This window comes from Gryllotalpicola daejeonensis, from assembly GCF_039538145.1.
GTDB classification, from domain to species: Bacteria; Actinomycetota; Actinomycetes; order Actinomycetales; family Microbacteriaceae; genus Gryllotalpicola; species Gryllotalpicola daejeonensis.
The window spans coordinates 564,956-579,320 of record NZ_BAABBV010000001.1; the positions used below are offsets into that span (position 1 = coordinate 564,956).

General features: G+C 65.6%; 14 protein-coding genes and 2 tRNA genes. 6 read left to right on the plus strand and 10 right to left on the minus strand.

Annotated elements, in window-relative coordinates; all coding sequences use genetic code 11:
- Positions 1-211: 211 nt before the first annotated feature.
- Genes ABD736_RS02835 through ABD736_RS02845 form a run of 3 tightly spaced genes read left to right on the plus strand, consistent with a single transcriptional unit; the run spans position 212 to position 2,594 of the window.
- Positions 212-472, plus strand: coding sequence for a hypothetical protein (locus ABD736_RS02835; RefSeq protein WP_344790219.1), 261 nt, complete (start codon positions 212-214; stop codon positions 470-472).
- Positions 469-657 (plus strand): hypothetical protein, encoded by a 189-nt coding sequence (locus ABD736_RS02840; RefSeq protein WP_344790220.1) that lies wholly within the window; start codon positions 469-471, stop codon positions 655-657. Before ABD736_RS02835 ends, ABD736_RS02840 begins: the two co-directional genes overlap by 4 nt.
- Positions 654-2,594 carry a bifunctional DNA primase/polymerase gene (locus ABD736_RS02845; RefSeq protein ID WP_344790221.1) on the plus strand — a complete coding sequence of 647 codons (1,941 nt, stop codon included), beginning with the start codon at positions 654-656 and terminating at the stop codon, positions 2,592-2,594. The genes ABD736_RS02840 and ABD736_RS02845 overlap by 4 nt, the downstream gene beginning before the upstream one ends.
- 12 nt (positions 2,595-2,606) lie before the next feature.
- Here ABD736_RS02845 and ABD736_RS02850 read toward each other — a convergent pair whose 3' ends face one another.
- Entirely contained in the window at positions 2,607-2,984 is a 378-nt protein-coding gene (locus tag ABD736_RS02850; RefSeq protein ID WP_344790222.1) for a hypothetical protein, read from the minus strand.
- A gap of 339 nt (positions 2,985-3,323) precedes the next feature.
- A complete protein-coding gene (locus tag ABD736_RS02855; RefSeq protein ID WP_344790223.1) occupies positions 3,324-3,599 on the minus strand; it encodes a hypothetical protein in 276 nt (91 codons plus the stop codon).
- A gap of 77 nt (positions 3,600-3,676) precedes the next feature.
- Here ABD736_RS02855 and ABD736_RS02860 point away from each other — a divergent pair, with 77 nt between their 5' ends.
- Entirely contained in the window at positions 3,677-4,801 is a 1,125-nt protein-coding gene (locus tag ABD736_RS02860) for a tyrosine-type recombinase/integrase (RefSeq protein ID WP_344790224.1), read from the plus strand.
- Positions 4,802-4,889: 88 nt separating this feature from the next.
- Here the strand turns inward: ABD736_RS02860 and ABD736_RS02865 are convergent.
- The 3 genes from ABD736_RS02865 to ABD736_RS02875 form a co-directional block, all read right to left on the minus strand.
- Positions 4,890-4,963: transfer RNA gene (locus ABD736_RS02865), tRNA-Ile, on the minus strand.
- Positions 4,954-6,201 (minus strand): glycosyltransferase, encoded by a 1,248-nt coding sequence (locus ABD736_RS02870; protein ID WP_344790225.1) that lies wholly within the window; start codon positions 6,199-6,201, stop codon positions 4,954-4,956. Before ABD736_RS02870 ends, ABD736_RS02865 begins: the two co-directional genes overlap by 10 nt.
- A 74-nt stretch (positions 6,202-6,275) precedes the next feature.
- Complete coding sequence (locus tag ABD736_RS02875; RefSeq protein WP_344790226.1) at positions 6,276-7,193, minus strand: DMT family transporter; 918 nt, start codon at positions 7,191-7,193, stop codon at positions 6,276-6,278.
- 40 nt (positions 7,194-7,233) lie between these two features.
- Here ABD736_RS02875 and def point away from each other — a divergent pair, with 40 nt between their 5' ends.
- Together def and ABD736_RS02885 are read left to right on the plus strand one after the other, a co-directional pair.
- Positions 7,234-7,800: a peptide deformylase gene (gene def / locus ABD736_RS02880; protein WP_344790227.1), complete on the plus strand. Its 567-nt coding sequence runs from the start codon at positions 7,234-7,236 to the stop codon at positions 7,798-7,800.
- 75 nt (positions 7,801-7,875) lie between these two features.
- Positions 7,876-7,948: transfer RNA gene (locus ABD736_RS02885), tRNA-Asn, on the plus strand.
- Between the two features lie 15 nt (positions 7,949-7,963).
- Here the strand turns inward: ABD736_RS02885 and ABD736_RS02890 are convergent.
- The 5 genes from ABD736_RS02890 to ABD736_RS02910 form a co-directional block, all read right to left on the minus strand.
- Complete coding sequence (locus ABD736_RS02890) at positions 7,964-8,782, minus strand: ATP-binding cassette domain-containing protein (protein ID WP_344790228.1); 819 nt, start codon at positions 8,780-8,782, stop codon at positions 7,964-7,966.
- A gap of 14 nt (positions 8,783-8,796) precedes the next feature.
- Complete coding sequence (locus tag ABD736_RS02895; protein ID WP_344790229.1) at positions 8,797-10,503, minus strand: dipeptide ABC transporter ATP-binding protein; 1,707 nt, start codon at positions 10,501-10,503, stop codon at positions 8,797-8,799.
- On the minus strand, positions 10,500-11,456 hold the full coding sequence (locus ABD736_RS02900; protein ID WP_344790230.1) for an ABC transporter permease: 957 nt from the start codon (positions 11,454-11,456) through the stop codon (positions 10,500-10,502). The genes ABD736_RS02895 and ABD736_RS02900 overlap by 4 nt, the downstream gene beginning before the upstream one ends.
- A 1-nt stretch (position 11,457) precedes the next feature.
- Positions 11,458-12,558, minus strand: a complete 1,101-nt coding sequence (locus ABD736_RS02905; protein WP_344790231.1) for an ABC transporter permease — start codon at positions 12,556-12,558, stop codon at positions 11,458-11,460.
- A gap of 79 nt (positions 12,559-12,637) precedes the next feature.
- Positions 12,638-14,278 (minus strand): ABC transporter substrate-binding protein, encoded by a 1,641-nt coding sequence (locus ABD736_RS02910; RefSeq protein ID WP_344790232.1) that lies wholly within the window; start codon positions 14,276-14,278, stop codon positions 12,638-12,640.
- Positions 14,279-14,365 lie beyond the last annotated feature (87 nt).

A 14,365-nucleotide genomic window follows, 5' to 3' on the forward strand; every position in this document is an offset into this window, starting at 1 on the left:
ATGCTCAATAGTTTGCCTCGGTATCGCTCGATTGTTAGGACGAGCAGGACACCTGATTTCGCGCCGTCCTAACCCGGAACAGCGCAACAAGTTCGTGGTCCTATCTATGTACGGCGTTCTCAACAGCAGCCGAGCAACCACCCGCCGGGTGGGAACCGAGTTGAGACGGTTTCCGCTCCGGCGGGTTTTCTCGTAGATGGGATTCTCAACAGTGGACACATTCACCCCCGCACCCGCGGCCGGTTACATCGCAGAGATCGAGGACGGCACGCGCCGCCCCGTGATCGGGTGGATCTGGGACGGCTATCAGGCACGCCCGCTCACCGATCGCGGCGAAGGCCGGCTCATCGGGTTCGATATCGAGTACGCGCTCGAACTGCTGGCTGTGCCGCAGACGGATCTTGAACGGCGGATGGAGATCGCAGAGTACGCCCGCGCGCGGGCTTTTGCGACTGAAGGCGGCGACGAGTGATTGTGGAGCAGACCCCACCCAGGGCCACGGTCAAGGCGCTCTTCGATGTCGCAGAGGCGCGCAAGCACCTGCCTAAGCGCAAGCGCCCGAGCTCGGGTCAGATCCTCGATGTGTTGCTGAGTGTGCAACTCGGCGCGAACCTCGTGCTCATCGGCGTACTGCTGGGCATGGTGATCAGCCGATGACAGCGATCCCCCTTACCGGTGATCTGATCGAGCTGGGTTTCGGCGACAAGGGCAAGAACCCTAGGCCCGGTGTGCCGTGGCGCGACCCGGACAATTGGAAGCCGCGCGAATCGTTCCCTGAAGGTACGACGATGGGCTACCCGACCGGTTATGAGGCTTTCGTGGTCGACCTTGACGGGTATAAGGCGCGAGCGTGGGATGAGTTCGAGCGCACTGAGCCCGATCTCGCGCTGAAGGTGTCCGAGCTGCATTCAGCGGATACGCTGATCGTCGCCACTCAGTCCGGTGGTAAGCACGTCTACTTCAAGATGGTCGACGGCATCACCAATGCCGGGATGAAGAAGGACGTGTTCGATATCCGGGGGCTTGGCGGATATGCGGTCCACCCGGATTCGCCCGGCTATACCGTGATCAATAACCCCGGCTATATCGGCGACGCACCCGAATGGCTGATCGAGCGTCTTGTGGCGGCGGGGTCGAAGCAGTTCGATAAGCCGTTGCCCCCGCGCGCGGAGGTCACAGACGCCGATCTTGCGCTGATCCCTGAACGGCACCTACATGCGTGGTCGTCCGGAGTGCCCGAGCATGTGAAGCGGCACGCGGTCGTCTTCGCGTTCATGTGCGACTTGGCTCGCGCCGGCGTGCCCATCGATGCCGCGTACCGGCTGACAGTCGCTCACGAGTGCTCACGCTCGAAGCGGTGGAGCGACGCGAACGTGTGGCGGCAAGTGCAGATCGCATATGCCAAGGTCGGGGCGGACGCGGACTTCTGGCGCAAGCGGAAGTACCTGACAGCCATTTACTACAACGCACGGAGGCGGCGGGTAGCGCCGTGGGCGTTGCTGGGGGTGCTGATCACCGAAGCCTTGCACGCGCTGCCGTACAACGTGACGTTGAGCACGGTCAAAGGACCGATGAGCATGAACTTCATCAGCGCGTACATTGGCCCATCTGGAACGGGTAAGTCGCTCGCGCAGTCGGTGGCGGCGGAGTTGTTCACCTTCGGCGGCAAAGCCGTGCGCGACCGCGTTGAGCCCGGCTCCGGTGAGGGAATCCTCGGGCCGATCTACGCCGGCACCGACAAGGACGGCAACGAGCAGTGGGGAGACAACCATGCGGTGGGGATCGCGTATGACGAGATCAGTTCACTCGCGAACCGCACCGGGCGCGGGGGCTCAACGATCATCGACTATCTCAAAATCGGGTGGTCGGGCGGTGCGCTCTCATCAGTGACCCGTGGCGACAAAGGCATGATCGGCCGGCATCAGTACCGCATGACAACGCTGTTCGGCGCTCAGCCGGATCTGTGCGATGTGCTGTTCGACAGGAACGCGTCAGCGGGCGGACTCACGCAGCGCATTGCATGGTTCAGCGTGGTCGACGCTGAGCGGAAAAGCGAGCGTGACGACAGCGAGCCACGCGTGTACAACTTCCCCGCACCGAGGTTCGATGTTGTCTGGCAGGTGAAGGCGCTGCCTGAGATGAACGCGGCGTATGACGCACATGATGATCTCGCGCAAGAGGGCAAGCTCGACCCGCTCGACACTCACGAGCTGATGGTGCGCAGCAAGATCGCGGTGGCGCTCATGGCGATGGACGGACGCATGGATCTGGTCTCCGAGGATTGGCAGATCGCCGGCACGATCATCGAGCATTCGAAAGCCACGCGGAAAGGCGTGCTCGATGCCCTCTCGTCTGCGAAGGCGCGCGAGGACAGCGCCAAAGGTCAGAGTCTTGGACTCGTCACCGCGATCAGCGAGCAAGCGAAGCGCGCCCACGACATCGCGCGCGTGTCGAAGATCGCACGGGCGAAGATCGCCGAGAACCCGAGCATTACGCGCGGCGCGCTTCGGGCCAAGATGCGCGGCGACGACCGGAAGAGCGGCGTGGCCGATGAAGTGCTAGACGAGCTGTTTCCGGAAAAGCAGGCGGCTTAAAGCGTGGATCTCTTAGCCGATCGCGAAATTCGGATTTGCCTCGATCTGATCGGGCGTGTAATCGATGACGCCTCGAAACGAGTTCCCGACGTGAATCTGGTAGATCTTCGCTAAAGGGAGATCATCGAGCGCGAACGAAAACTTGCAATGGCCGAGATCTGAGCCCATGTAAGCGCCGTCGCCCAGGGTGGAGGTCAGTATGACCGAGCCGTGCTCGTTCTTAACGACCACCTGCGCACCGCTCGATATGTCGGTATAGCCCGGCGCCGCGTTGCAAGTACTGGGTATCAGCACAGTGCTCGGCGGAACAGTCGGCACCGTGATTGAGAGCGACGCGTTGATGAGCTTCGGGGTTGGCGATGGAGTCGCTCGTGACGTGGTGCCGCTCATGGCGCATCCGGAAAGTGATGTCCCCAGCGCGATCAGAACGAGTAGGAGCGGAGGTCGGCGCACGATCTGACGCTAGCCCCGCGACAGCGGAACCTGACGCCCCAGTCCTAGGGACTAAGACAATAGAACCAAGCGAGCGGAGAACTTCTCCTTTCATATCCGCTCGTGGATTCCTTCCTTGTGGGGAACGGCCCCGGTCACGTTGTCGAAGCGCTGACCGGGGCCGTTCTGTCTGTTGAGCCCCTGCTCGGATTCGAACCGAGATAAGCGGACGTAGGAAGTCCCGCTGCATCCATTGCCAAGGGCGTGGTGGGCCGCCACGAGGACGGCCCGGTGGCCTCAACGTTTCGTGCCACCCGGTGCGCCGACCGAAGCGCTCAGGACAGCCCCAGTGTCTCCGTCGACGACGGACAGCACGAACTCAGGATGCGCGTCCACAAAGCGAAAGGCCTTTGCGCGCCTGAATGTGTAATTGAGGCACATCGACCCGCCACGGCTTTCCGGGTACAGCGGGTTCACGAAATCGGGGTCGTGTGCATACACGACAAACCTGCCGTCGCCGTCCAACTCGGCGTCGGCTGCGGTGATCAGTACAAGTTCCTGCTCAAGTGTCATGCTCTCAACACTTGCACTTTGTGTCATGACACGCAATACTCATAATAGTTGGATTAGCAACGGAAACGGGCGTGAGCATGGCTGCAATAGACGACTACATGACGGTTTCGGGCAAGCGGTACCGGGTGCGGTACCGGCTCCCCGACACCCGCCAAGCGTCGAAGGGCGGCTTCAAGACCAAGCGCGACGCCGAGCGGTGGCTTCACGAGAACGAGGCTGCGCGCCACCGTGGCGAAATGCTGGACCCGATCGCGGGTAAGGCAACCGTAGGTGCTCTGGGGGCCGAATGGCTGGCGTCGAGGGCGCACTTGAAGCCGTCTTCAAACTCGGCCTATGAGAGCGCGTGGCGTATCCATGTGGAGCCGAAATGGGGCAATCGGCAGGTGGCGGGCATCCGACCGAGTGAAGTTCAGGCGTGGATAGCAGAACTCGGCGCACCGAGTGCCGTCCCTGAGAAGCGCGGCCCCGGTCGTCCCCGCTCGTCGAAGGGCCTGTCTCCGACGATGGTGCGCCGCTGTCACGACATCATCGCCGGCGTGCTCGACGCGGCGGTGTCTGACGGGCGCATAAGCCGCAACCCGGCACGCGGGGCCAAGCTGCCACGCAAGACGAAGCGCAGGCACAACTACCTCACCCGAGCAGAGGTGGAGGCGCTGGCCGATGCGGCGGGCGAGCGCGGGCTGATCGTGCGCACGCTTGCGCTGACTGGGATTCGGTGGGGCGAGCTGGCAGGGCTGAACGTGGGTGATGTCGACCTGGAACGCCGCCGCCTGCACATCGAGCGCACAGCGAGCCGCGTCGATGGATACGTTCAGATAGGCACGCCGAAGGACCACGAGCAGCGCGTCGTGGCTTTCCCGGCAAGCCTGGCCGATGCCCTACGTGAGCAGGTCGGAGACCGCTCCCCCGATGCGATTCTCTTCCCGTATTCGCACGGCGGACACATGGTGACGCCGACTGTGAGTGAAGGATCTTGGTATGACCGCGCTCTTGCCGGTGCGGGTCTGCCCCCCGATGTGACGATCCACGACCTCCGCCACACTTACGCCAGCCTCGCGATCCGTTCGGGTGCGAACCCGAAGGTGGTTCAGCGCCAATTGGGGCACGCCTCGATTTCACAGACGATGGACACGTACGCCGACCTGTGGCCGGACGACTTGAACGCCGCCGCTGACGCCCTCGATGACATGGGATTCGACTGAGTTGTGTCATGGATGTGTCATGACGCACGAAAACGGCCCCCCGGAAGCGATTCCTGAGGGGCCGTTTTTACGTTCTGATCGGGACTTGTAGGGCGGGCGGGACTTGAACCCGCGACCCAGGGATTATGAGTCCCCTGCTCTAACCGGCTGAGCTACCGCCCCTCGGCGAGTGAATCGTCGGAGTCCTCGTCGAAGTCGAGCTCGGTCACAGGATCCACCACCGGCTCCCCACGATACAGACACTCGAAGGTCGTCAGCGTCCGCTCGATGTCGTGCACCTGGATCAGTCGCAGTGACGCCTTCTTCATGCGCCGGAACTCGGCGTCGGGCAGAGTCAGGATCCGCTCGAGCTTCCGCGCCAGGTCCTGCGCGTCGTCGGGCCGGAAGAGGTAGCCGTTCTCGCCGTCGTGCACGAGGTGCGGCAACGCCATCGCGTCCGCAGCGACGACCGGCAGCCCCGACGACATCGCCTCCATCGTCACGATCGACTGCAGCTCCGCCGTCGACGGCATGGCGAGCACATCGGCGCGCGTGTACGCGGCCTTCAACTCCGCGTCAGACACGAGGCCTGCGAACGAGATGCGCGACGAGACGCCGAGCTGCGCAGCGAGCCTCTCCAGGTGGTGCCGCTGCTCGCCGTCGCCGACGATCTCGAGCGACCAGTCGAGCGACTTCGGCAGCAGCGCCACCGCGCGGAACAGCACCTCGAGGCGCTTCTCACTCGTGACGCGCCCCACGAAGACGATGCGGTTGCCGCGGTGCTCGAAGTCGGGCGTGTAGTCGCTCACGCGCACCCCGTTGCCGATCGCGTGCACACCCGAGATCCCGGTGGCCTCTTCGAGGTAGTCGGCCGCCCTGCGAGTGGGCGTGGTGACGGCATCCGCCCGCTTCAGAATCTTCGTCGCGTCGCGCCACGCCCACTTGAGCAGCAGCGGCTGCAGCAGTTTCGGCAACGTGGTGTGCTCGATCATGTTCTCGGGCATCGTGTGATTCGTCGCGATGACCGGGATGCCGCGCGAGCGCGCCGACAGAGAGAGGCCGCGCCCCACCACGAAGTGCGATTGGAAGTGCACGGCGTCGGGCTTGACCTTGTCGAGGATGCGGCCCGTGTTGCGGCGGCTGGTCCACGGCATCATGTAGCGCAGCCAGGGATGCGGGTACCAGCGCAGGCTGAAGAGGCGGTGCATGTGCAGACGCGCACCCTCGTGCATCTCGTCCCACTCGCCGGTCTTGAATGCGCTGGTCGATGGCGCGATGACGTGGACGGTGTGGCCGCGCTCGACCAGGCCGGCGGCCAGGCGCTCTGCGAAGCGCGCGGCGCCGTTCACATCGGGGGCGAATGTGTCGCAGCCGAGCAGGATCGTCAGCGGCCGCGAATGCTCGTCGCTCGAATCGGTCACGTAGTGCTTACCTCGGGGGATGAACGGTGATGCCTAGGGATGCCGAAGGGGGTTGGCGCCCCAGTCTAGGCATGTCAGCTCGGCATCTGCGGGTGATGACGCGCCAGCAGCAGCACACCCGCGACAGCGAAAGCGCCCGTCACGAGCCACACGGCGATCGCCCAGGGCTGCACCTGCAGCGCCTCGTTCAGGATCGCGATGCCGATCGTCACGGCGACGAGCGGGTCGATCACCGTGAGCCCGGCGATGACGAGGTCGGGTGGGCCAGAGGCATACGCGTTCTGCACGAAGTAGGCGCCGAGCGCGACCGCAGCGATGAGCGCGACCACGCAGACGCCGGTGAGCAGGTCGAACTCGTGCTGCTGCAGGCGCGCGATGACCACCTTGGCGAGCGTGGCGACGAACCCGTACAGGATGCCTGCGGCGACGACGTAGATGAGGGCGCGCATCCTCTTCCGGAACGCGAGGAACAGCACCGCCGCGAGCACGAGCACCGCAGCCAGGATCATGAGGATGCGGATCAGCTCGACCTCGGTGATCGGCACCTCTCTGGCCTGGAACGCGGCGACGATGACGAAGGCACCGACGCCGGCGACGCACAGTCCGATCGCGAGGATCGTCAGGTGGTTGAGCTTGTGGCGCATCACGCGCGAGTTCACGATCGCCGTCACCACGAGCGCGAACGCGCCGAGCGGCTGCACCACGATGAGCGGCGCGAAGGCGAGGCTCGTGAGCTGCAGTACGATTGCCGCCCCGAGCATCAGGGTCCCCGTGACCCAGCTGGGGCGCCCGAGCAGAAGGCGCAGCTGCCCCAGGTTGAGACCGCCTGCCGCGGCATCCCCGGTTGTCACCTCGCCCACCTTCGTGACGCCACGATGCTGCAGCTGGGCGCCGAGCGACAGAAACACCGCGCCGACCAGCGCGAGAGGAATGCCGACGAACTGTCGGGGGTCGAGACTGACCGGGTCGATCCCGATGGCGGCGGCTGGCACGTGAGAAAGGTACCGGACGGCGCGCCGATATCCTGGGCGAATGGCCGTACTCCCGATTCGCATCCAGGGTGAGCCCGTGCTGCACACGCCCGCCGAGCCCGTCACCGAGTTCGACGATGCACTGCGCACGCTCGTCGACGACATGTACGAGACGATGGATGCCGCGCCCGGCGTCGGCCTCGCCGGGCCACAGGTCGGCGTGAACAAGCGACTGTTCGTCTACGGCTGGACCGATGATGACGACATCGAGCACCGCGGGGTCGCCATCAACCCCGTGTTGTGGATCCAGCCGACGCCGGTCGGCGAGGCGGATGAGGAAGACGAGATCGAGGGCTGCCTCTCGTTCCCCGGCGAGCGATTCCCGCTGCGCCGCTCCCCCGCGGCGATCCTGCAGGCCGTCGACCTCGACGGCACGCCGTTCGAGATCCAGGCCGAGGGCTGGCTTGCGCGCATCTTCCAGCACGAATACGACCACCTCGACGGCATCCTGTACCTCGATCGCCTGCCGCGCCCCTTCGACAAGGAGTGGCCCAAGATCAGTCGCAAGCGCGGCTGGGGCGTGCCCGGTCAGGCGTGGGAACCGGGGGTCGATCAGCTCGAGGGCTGAGCGGCGGCCCGATTTGGTCGGCGCCGTTTCGATCCCTTAAGCTAGACCTCGTTGCCCGGCGCGTTCGGGCCGCATTCCTCGGTAGCTCAATTGGCAGAGCAATCGGCTGTTAACCGATAGGTTCTTGGTTCGAGTCCAAGCCGGGGAGCATCTGACCGGAAGGTCACGCTCCCAGCGCCTGACCCAAGCGCGCGACATACGGGTGATCCGGTTTCCCGAACACCTCGTCGATCTCGCCGTAGCCGACGATGACGCCGTCGTGCATGATCGCGACCTTGGCGCCGAGCTGCCGCAGCACCGCGAGATCGTGGGTCACCACGAGGCCGGCGAACGCCGGATCCTGCCGCAGCTGTGTGATCACCTGCACCACCGTGTCGCGCACCGTGGCGTCGATGCCCGCGGTGGGCTCGTCGGCGATCAGCACGTTCGGGCCGAGCACGAGCGAGCGCGCGAACGCCACGCGCTGGCGCTGGCCGTCGGAGAGCTCGTACGGGTACTTCTCCATCACGGCGAGCGGCAGGCCGACGGCGTCGAGCACGGTGAGAGCGCGGTTCTGCGCCGCGTCGGCGTTGAACCGCTTGTCGCGGGCGAAGATCGGCTGCTGGATCAGCTCGGCGACCGTCGCGGTGCGCTCGAGGCGATCGTTGGCGTCCTGCGGCAGATACGCCGTGTGGAACGTGAGTCGGTTGCGCTTGCTCTGCGACAGCGTGCGCAGTGCCAGTCCGTTCACGAACGCATCGCCACCCGAGATGCGGATGTCGTACCCGCCCGGCCCCTTCTGCACGAGCTCACCGGCGAGGATGCGCGCGAGAGTGCTCTTGCCGCCGCCGGACTCCCCTAGGACGCCGAGGATCTCGCCGGCCTTCACCTCGAAGCTCACGCCGCGCAGCGCGTAGCCGCCTGGCCGCCCCTTCGTGCGGTACTGCGCAGACAGATCCTGCACGACGATCGGGGTGGGGGCGCTTCCGGGCTGCGTCTTCACGGTCGTGAGCCTACTCAGCGCGCGCTTGCACCGGCGTTCCCGGTGAGTGCCTTGAGCTCGGCGCGCCTCGCGGCCTGCAGCTCCGGGTCGGGCACCGGCAGCGACGCGAGCAGCCGTTGCGTGTACGGGTCGCGAGGGCTGCCGAGCACCTGCGCGTTGGGCCCGGTTTCGACGATTTCACCCGTATGCATGACCGCGATGCGCGTCGCGATGAGATCGACCACCGCGAGATCGTGGCTGATGAACAGCCCAGCGAACCCGAACTGCGCCTGCAGTCGAGTGATCAGCTCGAGCACGCGGGCCTGCACCGACACGTCGAGCGCCGAGGTCGGCTCGTCGAAGATGACCAGCTTGGGCTCAAGTGCGAGCGCGCGAGCGAGCGACACGCGCTGCCGCTGGCCGCCCGAGAGCTCGTGCGGGAAGCGGTCGATGTAGTCATCGGGCAGCTGGACGGCGCTGAGCAGCTCGAGCACGCGCGCCCGGGCGGCCGTGGGCGAGGAAACCGCGCGGTGGACGAGCATCGGCTCGGCGATCGCGTCGCCGATCGTCAGCAGCGGATTGAAGCTCGACGCCGGGTCCTGGAAGACGAAGCCGATATCCTTCCGGACCGACCGGAACCGGCGCTCGCGGATGCCGAGCATCTCGTGGCCGAGCACGGTGAGCGAGCCTCCGGTCACGTGCGTCAGGCCGGCGATGGCGCGACCGATGGTGGTCTTGCCGCTGCCGGACTCCCCCACCAGGCCGAGCACCTCGCCCGGCGCGATCTCGAAGTCGACTCCGCGAACGGCGCGGAATCCCCCGCGGCCGAGTCGACCCGGGTAGGTCACCTCGAGACCGGCGGCGCGCACGACCGGCTCCCCTGCAGACCGTTCGGGCGAAGCATCCGCTCGCTCGCTCACCGCGAGTCGCGAGTGACCGGAACCCACGCGCGGGACCGCGGCGAGCAGCGCCTGCGTGTACGGGTGCTGCGCACTCGCGAACAGCGTGTGCGCGTCGGCCTGCTCGACGATCTCGCCCTGGTACATGACCGCCACGCGGTCGGCGAGGTCGGCGACGACGCCCATGTTGTGGGTGATGAGCACGATCGACGAGCCGTACTCGTCGCGGCACCAGCGCAGCAGGTCGAGGATCTCGGCCTGCACGGTGACGTCGAGGGCCGTGGTCGGCTCGTCGGCGATGATCAGGCTCGGGTTCAGGATCAGTGCCATCGCGATGACGATGCGCTGCTTCTGGCCGCCGGAGAACTCGTGCGGGTAGTGGTCGATGCGCTTCTCGGGCTCGGGAATGCCGACACGGCGAAGGATCTCGACCGACCGCTCCCGCGCCTGCTTCCTGCTCACCTTCCCGTGTGCGCGCAGCCCTTCGGCGATCTGCCACCAGATCGGGTAGACGGGGTTCAGTGCGGTCGACGGCTCCTGGAAGACCATCGCGGCATCACGGCCGCGAATGGCGCGCAGCTTCGCCTTGTCGATGCGGGCGATGTCGATGCCGAGCTCTGAGTCGCGGCCCCGCAGCACGACGGCGCCGCCGGTGGTGGCGGTCTCGGGCAGCATTCCCAGGATGGTCTTCGAGGTGACCGACTTGCCCGAGCCGGATTCCCCGACGATGGCGACGATCTCGCGTGGCGCGACCGACAGGCTGACACCGCGCACGGCGGCGACGGGGCCGGCGTCTGTCGCGAACCGCACGGTCAGATCGGTGATGTCGACGACGTTGGTCATGCGAGGACCTCCTCTGCATCGGCTTCGGTGACTTCGCTCGCAGCACCGCGGCGGCGCAGTCGCGGGTCGGCCAGGTCGTTGAGGCTCTCGCCCATGAGCGAGATTCCGAGTGCGAGCAGGACGATGGCGAGGCCGGGGAAGAGCGCCGTCCACCAGATGCCGCTGGTGACGTCGGACAGCGCCTTCTGCAGGTCGTAGCCCCATTCGGCTGCGCTCGACGGTTCGATGCCGAAGCCGAGGAAGCCGAGGCCCGCGAGGGTTTCGAACGCATCCGTCGCGTTGAGCGTGATGATCAGCGGCAGAGTGCGGATGGAGTTGCGCAGGACGTGGCGGAAGATGATGCGCAGGTCGCCGGCACCGATGACGCGAGCGGATTCCACATACGACTCGACCTTGACGCGCACGACCTCGGCGCGCACCACGCGGAAGTACTGCGGGATGTAGACGACCGTGATCGAGAACGCGGCAGAGAACACCCCCGACCAGAAGTTCGACGAGCCGCCTGAGATCGCGATCGAGATGACGATCGCGAGCAGAAGGGTGGGGAACGCGTAGATCGCGTCGCAGATGACCACCAGCACTCGGTCGATGGGGCCGCCGAAGTAGCCGGAGAACAGGCCGAGCAGCACACCGATGATGAGCGACAGGACGATGGCGATGATGATCGCGACGATGGCGGTGCGCGCACCGAAGATCGTGCGGCTGAGTACGTCATAGCCGCCGACCGTCGTGCCCCACAGGTGGGCGCCGCTGGGAGCCTGCTGCGAGCCGAAGTTGCCGCTCGGGCCCTTCAGCTGGCCGTAGCTGTACGGAGCGATGAGCGGAGCGAAGATCGCGACGAGCACGTACACGCCCGTGATGATCACGCCGGTCAGCAGCATGAAGCGCTGCACGCCGACGCTCTGACGCAGCTGGGCGAGGACGGGGATGCGGCTGAGGAGCGAGCGCTTCATCTCAGTACCTCACTCTCGGATCGATGAGGGCGGCGATGATGTCGACGATGAAGTTGACCACCGCCACGATGACGGCGAGCAGGGCGACGATGCCCTGCACCGCGACGAAGTCGCGGGACTCGAGGTACTGGTTCAACTCGAACCCGAGGCCCTTCCACTCGAAGGTCGTCTCGGTGAGCACGGCGCCGCCGAGCAGCATCGCGATCTGCAGGCCGATCACCGTGATGATCGGAATGAGGGCCGGCTTGTAGGCATGGCGGGTGACGAGACGGTATTCGCGCACACCGCGTGACCGGGCGGCGTCGACATACTGCGTGTTGAACGTGCCGATGACGTTCGTGCGCACGAGGCGCAGGAACACGCCGGCCGTCAGCAGACCGAGCGCGATGCCGGGCAGCACCGCGTGTTTCAGGACATCGGGCACGGCATCCGGGTCACCCGTTCTGAATGCGTCGATGAGGTTGATGCCCGTCGGGTGAGGCAGCGTCTGGATCTCGAGCTCGGTGTTCGTGTCTGCGCGGCCGGCGACCGGCAGCCAGCCGAGCCCGATCGAGAACGTGAGCTGCAGCAGCAGACCCGAGAAGAACACGGGCGTCGCATAGAACAGGATCGACAGCACGCGCAGCACGGCGTCGCCCCAGCGGTCACGCAGGTAGGCGGCGAGTAGGCCGAGCGGGATGCCGACGATGAAGGCGACGATCAAGGCGTAGAACGCGAGCTCAAGGGTCGCACCGCCGTAGGTCAGCAGGATCGTCGTGACCTTCTGGTGATCGGTGAAGGTGGTGCCGAAGTCGCCGTGGGCGATCTGGCCGAGGTATTGCAGATACTGGACGATGAGCGGGCGGTCGTAGCCCGCCTCGTGAATCCGCTTCGCCAGCTCAGCCGGTGGCAGGCGGCCGCCCTGGGCGGCTGTGATCGGGTCCCCCGTCGAGCGCATCAGGAAGAAGACGACGGTCACGAGGATGAAGATCGTCGGGAAGATGAGCAGGAACCGCACGATGATGTAGCGCAGCAGGCCGCCGCCCCCGCGCAACGCGGCGCCGCCCGGCTGAGCCGGTGCGGGCGCCAGTGGCGAGGGAACGGTCTCGGGAGACGTCGTCATAGACGCTGTCCTTCCAGGGCAGACGGTGCCCGTGCAGTACAAGGGGGCGGCCGCATGGCCGCCCCCGAGCACAGGTTACTTACTTGCTGATGTTCGCGTAGCGGAACTTGTAGGACGAGTCGAGCGTGGTGCCCTTCACGTCCGTGCCCACGACGGCGACCGACGAGCCCTGCAGAATCGGAAGGGTCGACAGGTCCTTCGCGACCTCCTGCTGGATCTGCTCGATGACCTTCTCACGGTCAGCCTTGTCGGTGTCGCCGACCTCCTTGGCGAGGAGACCCTGGACCGTCGCGCTGTCGTAGTGGTTCGACAGGAAGTTGTTCTTCGCGAAGAACGGCGTCAGGTAGTCGTCGGCATCCGAGTAGTCGGGGAACCATCCCAGCTGGTACGCGGGGTACACGTCTGCGACGCGCTCCTTCGAGTACTGCACGTATTCGGTCTGCTGCAGCTTGACGTTGAACAGGCCGCCGTTCTCGAGCTGGCTCTTGATGAGGCCGTACTCGTCGCCGGACGACGGGCCGTAGTGGTCACCCGTGTACTGCAGGTTCAAGGTGACCGGCGTCTTGACGCCCGCGGCCTCAAGGGTCTGCTTCGCCTTGTCGAGGCTGGGGCCGCCGTTGCCGTCGCCGTACAGCGACTTGAGGGCGGGGGTGGCGCCGGTCAGGCCGTCGGGAACGTAGGAGTACAGCGGCGTGTAGGTGCCCTTGTAGACCTGCTTCGAGATCGCTTCGCGGTCGATCAGATCGGCCGCGGCCTGGCGCACGGCGAGAGCCTTGGCTGCGTCGGCATCGGCGGTCTTGGCACCGTACGGCTGCGTGTTGAAGTTGAACACGATGTAGCGGATCTCGCCGCCGGGGCCGTCGATGACCTTCACGTTCTTCTTCGACTTCAGGCTCGAGATGTCGGTGGCCGACAGCGAGCGGTAGGCGACGTCAATCGCACCCGACTGGATGTCGAGCTTCAGGTTGTCGGAGCTCGCGTAGTACTTGACGTTGACGGTCGGCGTCTTCGCCTGGCCGTTCAGGCCCTTGTAGCCCGAGAACGCCTTGTACTGGATGAGCTGGTTCACCTTGTAGGACGAGATGTAGTACTGACCGGCGAACGCCTCGCCCTTGACGATCGTGTCGTCGGGCGTGACCTTGTCGGCGCTGAAGACCTGCTCATCGACGATGGGGCCGGCGGGGCTCGTGAGCACCTGCGGGAACGTCTGGTCGTTAGGTGCCTTCAGATGGAAGTCGACCGTGGTGTCATCGGGAGTCGAGATCGACGCCAGGTTGCCCAGCAGCGACGCAGGGCCGTTCGGGTCGTTGATCTTGATCTGACGGTCGAAGGTGAACTTGACGTCAGACGACGTCAGCTTGTCGCCGTTCTTGAAGGTCAGGCCCGGCTTGAGCTTCACCTCGTAGGTGCTCGGGTCGGTGAATGACGCGCTTTCGGCGATGGAGGGCTTGGGGTCCGGGCTGCCGTTCGGGGTGTCCACCAGGAACGGGTAGACCTGCGTCATGACGGCGAACGAGCCGTTGTCGTAGGAGCCGGCGGGGTCGAGGGAAGTGATCTTGTCGGTCGTGCCGATGGTGATGGACTTTGCCGAGGCATTGCCGCCGTTGCCGCCGCCGTTGCCGCCGCTGTTGCCGGCGCAGCCGGCCAGAACGAGCGCACCGGCGGCGACAGCCGCAGCAGAGGCGACCAGACGGACCCGACGAGTCGAAACGGAATTCATGCCGTTGGACTCACTTTCTAGGTGTGGGGACGGAATGTGGTCCTTCCACCCTAAGCGCGGCCAGGTTTCCTCGAAGTTAACCGAGGG

Coding starts and splice junctions, on each gene's coding strand:
- def (WP_344790227.1), top strand. CDS start 7,234: ATGGCCGTACTCCCGATTCGCATCCAGGGTGAGCCCGTGCTGCACACG.
- ABD736_RS02845 (WP_344790221.1), top strand. CDS start 654: ATGACAGCGATCCCCCTTACCGGTGATCTGATCGAGCTGGGTTTCGGC.
- ABD736_RS02905 (WP_344790231.1), bottom strand. CDS start 12,558: ATGACGACGTCTCCCGAGACCGTTCCCTCGCCACTGGCGCCCGCACCG.
- ABD736_RS02860 (WP_344790224.1), top strand. CDS start 3,677: ATGGCTGCAATAGACGACTACATGACGGTTTCGGGCAAGCGGTACCGG.
- ABD736_RS02900 (WP_344790230.1), bottom strand. CDS start 11,456: ATGAAGCGCTCGCTCCTCAGCCGCATCCCCGTCCTCGCCCAGCTGCGT.
- ABD736_RS02895 (WP_344790229.1), bottom strand. CDS start 10,503: ATGACCAACGTCGTCGACATCACCGATCTGACCGTGCGGTTCGCGACA.
- ABD736_RS02910 (WP_344790232.1), bottom strand. CDS start 14,278: ATGAATTCCGTTTCGACTCGTCGGGTCCGTCTGGTCGCCTCTGCTGCG.
- ABD736_RS02850 (WP_344790222.1), bottom strand. CDS start 2,984: ATGAGCGGCACCACGTCACGAGCGACTCCATCGCCAACCCCGAAGCTC.
- ABD736_RS02855 (WP_344790223.1), bottom strand. CDS start 3,599: ATGACACTTGAGCAGGAACTTGTACTGATCACCGCAGCCGACGCCGAG.